Below are 5,859 nucleotides of genomic sequence, written 5' to 3' on the forward strand. Positions count from 1 at the left end.
CTAAAGCTCAGTAAATTCAGCAAAGTTCAGGGTTTTGGGGGTTAGAGGCATGCTCAGAAGGAGAAACCGACCCCCACTCAGGAGCCGCAGGGGAAAATCAGCTCTCCGGCTCAAACACCTTCAGATCCACCACCTTCCCCCCTTGGAAAGTCCAGTGGGCAAAGGTGCCGGCCACCTCCCCATTCTCATCGAAGTTGATGGATCCAGAGGCGCCGGTGTAGAAGATGTCTTCCCCTTTGCCGATCAGCTCCACCGCCTTGGCCCACTCTCCGGGCAGGATCTCGGTGCCGGGGGGATTGGCCACTTCCCACAAAGCATCTCGAACAGCGGTGCCGTCGGTGCTGCCGGCTTTCTGAATGGCCAGAGCCAGGACAAAAGCGGCATCGTAGGCGGTGTCGATGTAGGGGGTGGGGGGCAGCTCCCCGTAGGCGGCTTTGTAGGCTTCGGCAAAGATTTGGTAAGCCTTGCTATCGGTGAGGGCCTGGGGCGAAACGCCGATGGATCCCTCTAGCTTTTCGGCTCCCACCTGGGCTGCCACGTCGGGAGAGCGCATGCCATCGGTGAAGACAAAGCGGTCAAACAGCCCCTCTTCCAAAGCTTGCCGCAAAATGACCACACCGTTTTCGGGGTAGCCGATCAGCACCAATGCCTGGGGATCCCCTTCCTTCAGTTGGGTCAGCTCACTGCGGTAGGAAGCCTTGCCGGGCTCGTAGGGAACCGACTTGGTGATGGTGCCGCCCCGCTTTTCAAAAGCCGTCTTAAAGCTGTCGGCCAGGCCCTGGCCATAGTCGTTATTGATGTAGATGATGGCCAGGCGCTCCAGCTTCTCTTCACGGGTGATCTGGGCCAAGGCCACCCCTTGGTAGGCGTCGGAAGGAACCGTGCGAAACAGAAAATCGTTGTCCTCCAGGGTGGTAATGGTAGGAGCGGTGGAAGCCGGGGAAATTTGCGGGATCCGATTGGGAACCGTGACCGTCGTGGCCACCGGAATGGTGATGCCGCTGCCCAAGGCGCCGATGATGCCGGCCACCTTCTCCACGGTGACCAACCGTTGAGCTGCGTCGATAGCCGGCTGAGCCGACGTCTGGTCATCCGCTTCGACCACTTGGGCAGGGGATCCCAAAATGCCACCGGCGGCGTTGATTTGGTCAATCGCCAGCTTGATCCCCTTGAGGCAGTTTTCCCCGAAGGCCTGCAGATCCCCGGTGAGAGACATTAAAGCCCCAATTTTGACCGGCCCTTGAGTTGCCTGCTGAGCCGTGCTGGGCAGCAGAGTGGTGGCAAGAGCAGCAGCCGTCAGGGCAGCCGCCGCCGCAAAGGCCCGTCGGGTGAGTTTATTCATGCGAGACATAGCCGACAACCTCCTATGAGGGAAGGGAAAGTAGAACTCAGATCCCAAAGGTCAAGTAAAGTCAAGTGTTGAGTCGTAGCAGTCAGACGTTGACTCACCTCAAAGCGTTCCCCACTTCCTCAAGAAAAGATGGCTCCGGGAAACAGGCGGGCCAGACTCAGGATCTCGCCCGTTCCTTGGCTGCGGCCTCCAGGGGCAGTTGTCCCCCTGGGGATCCGGGAAGGATAATGGGCAAACTCGGCAATGGGCTCATTATGGGCTCATTATATGTTTGAAATACTGAACTCATCGGTCGGCGGGGTTTTCCCAAGGCAGCGGCGTGATTGTTATCGACGACATCTCCAAGCGGTTTGGCGGCATTAGCGCGGTGGATCACTGTTCCTTCCGCATCGAAACCGGTCGGATTACGGGCTTGATCGGCCCGAATGGGGCCGGGAAGACCACGCTTTTTAACATCATTGCCGGGTTTATTCGGCCCAGCAGCGGGCGCATCTGGCTAGATGGGGAAGACATCACCGGCCTGCCCCCTCACCATCTGTTCCGTCGAGGGCTGGTGCGCACCTTTCAGATCCCGCGGGAGTTTGGCCGCATGACCGTCTTGGAGAACTTGATGGTGGTTCCCCCCAACCAGATAGGGGAAAACCTGTTCGCCACTTGGTTCGGTTGGCGGCGGGTGCAACGACAAGAACGCAACCTGCAAGCTCGGGCGGAAGAGGTTCTGGAACGGCTGAACCTGATCCATCTGCGGGATCAACTGGCCGTCACCCTTTCCGGGGGGCAAAAAAAACTCTTGGAACTGGGACGTACCTTGATGACCGATGCACGGGTGATCCTGCTGGATGAACCGGGGGCCGGCGTCAACCGCACTCTGCTGGCGGATTTGATGCGTTTTATCGAGTATCTCAACCGCGAGCGGGGCTGCACCTTTTGCATCATCGAGCATGACCTGGATCTGGTGACCCGTCTCTGCGACCATGTGGTGGTCATGGCTGCCGGCAAGGTTCTCACCCAGGGATCCATGGAGGAGATCAAACAAAACCCAGCCGTGCGGGAGGCCTATTTGGGATCTGTGGCACTGGCCGACTCCCTAAACCCACCCCAACCCTCCCCTCTGCCTTCGGAGGGATCCCTCTCATGACCCCTTTGCTGGACATCCAAGATCTCTACAGCGGCTACCGGGGGGTGGACATCCTCAAGGGGATCCACCTGAAGGTGAACCCCGGGCAAATTGTGGTGATCATCGGCCCCAATGGAGCCGGCAAATCGACAGTGCTGAAATCCTTATTTGGCTTGGCCACCATCCGCTCAGGCCGAGTGCTGTTTCAGGGATCCGACATCACCCACCTGCCCGCTGAGCAACTGGTGCGACGGGGAATCGGCTTTGTGCCCCAGACCAACAATGTCTTTCCTTCCCTCACCGTGCAAGAGAACCTGGAGATGGGGGCCTTCATCCGACGCGACAACCCTGCCGCCCAACTGGAGCGGGTTTATGAGCTGTTTCCACCCCTGAAAGAGAAACGACGCCAAGCGGCGGGATCCCTATCGGGTGGACAACGGCAGATGCTGGCCATAGGGCGAGCGTTGATGGTGGAGCCGCAGTTGTTGTTGCTGGATGAGCCGACCGCCGGCCTGTCACCGCTGTACATAGAACAGACCTTCGCCCTCCTGCGAGAGATCAACCGTCTTGGCATCAGCATCCTCATGGTGGAGCAAAATGCCAAGCAGGCCCTGAAGATGGCGGACTGGGGCTATGTCTTGTCCACGGGAGAAAACCGCTTTGAGGATACTGGCCCCAACTTGTTGAACAATCCTGAGGTGCTGGAGCTGTTCTTGGGCGGGTGAGGCCCTCACCCCCCTCCCCTCACTCAAAACAAAAGGAGAGGAGGGTCAAGCGGGGCTGGCCAGTTGCTGCTTGCGCAGTTGAGCTGCTTGGTTGAGGAGAGCCTCCACAAAAGTCATCGCTTCTTGGGCGGAGTGGCCGGCAGTAAGTTGGGCCAGTTCTTCGCGGCGTTCTCGTTCTCCCAAAAGCTCCACCCGCACAGAAGTTCGTTTTTGGTGCACCACCTTGTGAACCCGCAGGTGGTGATCCGCCAAGGCAGCGATCAGGGGTTGGTGGGTGACGCAGAGGATCTGGTGATCTCGGGCAATGCTGTGCAGCTTGGTGGCGATGGCTTGCGCCACTTTGCCCGACACGCCGGTATCGATCTCGTCGAAAACCATGGTGGCCACCGGATCGATGCGGCTGAATACGGCTTTCAAGGCCAGCAGAAAACGGCTCATCTCGCCGCCGGAGGCGATGCTGGCCAAGGGCTGAAGAGGCTCACCCGGGTTGGGGCTGATCCAAAAGCTCACCTGATCCACCCCCTCTGCTGTCGGGGGGCCGGGTTGGATCTGCACCCGGAATTGCACTGCGCTCATCCCCAACGGGCTGAGCTCTTCTATGAGAGCCTTTTCCAGTTGACAGGCCGCTTGTTGCCGCAGTTGAGAGAGCACCTGGCAATGGCGCTCCAGGTCTTGGGCAGCTTTGTCCAGCCGCACCTGCAATTCCTCTAGGTCGGTGTTGTCTCCTCGCAGTTGGGCCAACTGCGCCTGCACCCGCTCCGCATGGGCCATCACCTCGGCCAAGGTCGGGCCGTATTTGCGGCAGGCTTGTCTGAGTTGCGCCAAGCGCCGTTCAATTTTGTTCAACCGACCGGGATCCGCCTCCAGCGTCTCGCCGTAGCGAACCAGCTCCCGCCCCACCTCCTCCACCTGAATGAGAGCGCTGCTGACCATTTCCGCCAGAGGGGCTAGGTCGGGATCCCGCTGGGTCATGGTCTGGAGCAACCGTTCTACCTGGCCCAACAGATCGGCGATGGCCGGTGAGCCGCTGTCGTTTTGATAGAGCAATTGGTGAGCTGCGTAGCTTTGCTGTTGCAGTTCCACGCGGTGGGCCAGGCGCTCCCGTTCCCGCTCCAGCTTGGCCATTTCGTCGGGATCCTCCAGGCGCAGGGCGGCCAGCTCTTGCGCTTGAAACTCCAGCAGGTCTAGCCGTTGCAGGCGCAGTTGTTGGCTTTGCCGGCGGGATTCCACCTCTGTTTTCAGTTGGTTCCAGGTTTGGTAAAGGGCAGCCACCTCCGCCCGTGTTCGCAACAACTCTTCGCCGCCAAAGTCGTCCAGCCAACGGCGCTGGGTTTGGGGAGATTGGATTTGAACGGTTTGCCCCTGGGCAGTGATCTCTACCAATTTGGCCCGCAGGTTGAGCATCTGGGCTTTGTTCACCAGCACCCCATTCACCCGCAGGCGGCTGGTGAGCTTGCCGTTGCGCAACACCAGCTCGCGACTACAAACCAGGCCCTCCTCTAGGGGGTCGATGTGCTCTTGTTCTAGCCAGGCTTGCAGTTCAGGATTAGGACTGAAGATCGCTTCCACCAGACCTCGTTCGCTGCCAGTTCGCAGAGCCCGAGCTGTACCTCCTAGAGCTGCATCCAGCGCATCGAGGATGATGGATTTGCCGGCCCCGGTTTCTCCGGTGAGCACGTTTAGCCCCGCTCGAAAGGGGATCTCCAATTGCTCGATCAGGGCAAAGTTCTCGATCCGCAGCAGGCGCAACATAGGGATCCCGTGGGCTCAGCGTGCCGTTGGCAGTTTTCAGGATAGGGCTTGCAGGGGTCGCTCTGTCCCACGTTAGCGTACTCACCATCCCTCGGTAGACGGGTACTGTTAGCGCAGCGGTGCGGAGCACTACCCGTTCTGGTTTGGGGATCGGAAATTGGCAGCCCGGCTCAGCCGGCCAGGGGGTAGCGCTCCATCAGGTAGCAGAGGCAGTCTTGGCGGATGATGCGGCTATTGAGGGTGAGCATGCCCGGCATGATGGGCACGCTGGTGCGAATTTCTCCATTGCAGGCATAGAAAAAGCGATCCGCCACATTTTGGCCCTGCTCGTCTTGCACCTCCAGGTGGAAGCCGTTGTTCGTCCAGCCAATGGGGGTGTGGGGGGGAAGCTCCCGAAAATTGAGGAGATCCAAATCCGGCGGGAAGCGGATGTGAGAGGGGGATCCCTCTTGGTCGCCATTCTCTTCCCCAAAGCTGAAGCTCACCTGATCCGGGACTTTGACAATGGCGACGCTGTGGAAGAGGTCGATATCTTGGCTGAGGACAGGGCGCTGCGGGATCGCCGACAGGTGAAGGCAGGCTTCCAGAAATTCGTAGGCATGCTGGGTGCCGTGGGGCTGATCCGGCTTGCCGCATTCCAGGGTCACCGCCGGGCAGAAGCGCCCGAAGGCCATGCTCTGCACCCCTTCTGGCTTGGTGAAATAGAGGACGGTGCGCCCAAACAAGGTGGCCAGGTGCAGGGTAGGGGCATCCAGGTGATTGACACAGGCGTAGTGGGGGTTGGTGCCCGTGTTGTTGTGGATATCGACGCTGGCAAAAACGCCCCGCTGCTGCATTTGCTGCAGGACGGCCTGGGCCATGGCATGTTCGGGGGTGGAGCCGGAGCCCCAAATGCGGTTGTAGTCGGGTTGGCC

At 59.7% G+C, this 5,859-nt stretch carries 5 protein-coding genes; 2 read left to right on the forward strand and 3 right to left on the reverse strand.

Annotated features, from left to right (window positions below):
• Window positions 1-97: 97 nt before the first annotated feature.
• Entirely contained in the window at window positions 98-1,351 is a 1,254-nt protein-coding gene (locus tag NW829_RS10725; RefSeq protein WP_414417053.1) for an ABC transporter substrate-binding protein, read from the reverse strand.
• Between the two features lie 319 nt (window positions 1,352-1,670).
• On the opposite strand from NW829_RS10725, the gene NW829_RS10730 reads away from it, so the two are divergent.
• The gene (locus NW829_RS10730) at window positions 1,671-2,489 is read left to right on the forward strand and encodes an ABC transporter ATP-binding protein (RefSeq protein WP_414329274.1); all 819 of its coding nucleotides are present in this window, start codon (window positions 1,671-1,673) and stop codon (window positions 2,487-2,489) included.
• The gene (locus NW829_RS10735; protein ID WP_414417054.1) at window positions 2,486-3,193 is read left to right on the forward strand and encodes an ABC transporter ATP-binding protein; all 708 of its coding nucleotides are present in this window, start codon (window positions 2,486-2,488) and stop codon (window positions 3,191-3,193) included. Before NW829_RS10730 ends, NW829_RS10735 begins: the two co-directional genes overlap by 4 nt.
• Window positions 3,194-3,238: 45 nt before the next feature.
• Here NW829_RS10735 and recN read toward each other — a convergent pair whose 3' ends face one another.
• Together recN and NW829_RS10745 are read right to left on the reverse strand one after the other, a co-directional pair.
• Window positions 3,239-4,945, reverse strand: a complete 1,707-nt coding sequence (gene recN / locus NW829_RS10740) for a DNA repair protein RecN (RefSeq protein WP_414412673.1) — start codon at window positions 4,943-4,945, stop codon at window positions 3,239-3,241.
• Window positions 4,946-5,115: 170 nt separating this feature from the next.
• The coding region (locus NW829_RS10745; protein ID WP_414417055.1) for a peptidase M14 at window positions 5,116-5,859 on the reverse strand (744 nt) is incomplete at its 5' end.

The sequence above is a fragment of the Synechococcus sp. R55.8 genome, assembly GCF_047461895.1.
Lineage (GTDB): Bacteria > Cyanobacteriota > Cyanobacteriia > Thermostichales > Thermostichaceae > Thermostichus.

Excerpts from the sequence above, each read along its gene's own strand:
- NW829_RS10725 (WP_414417053.1), bottom strand. The coding sequence starts at position 1,351 with ATGTCTCGCATGAATAAACTCACCCGACGGGCCTTTGCGGCGGCGGCT.
- NW829_RS10735 (WP_414417054.1), top strand. The coding sequence starts at position 2,486 with ATGACCCCTTTGCTGGACATCCAAGATCTCTACAGCGGCTACCGGGGG.
- recN (WP_414412673.1), bottom strand. The coding sequence starts at position 4,945 with ATGTTGCGCCTGCTGCGGATCGAGAACTTTGCCCTGATCGAGCAATTG.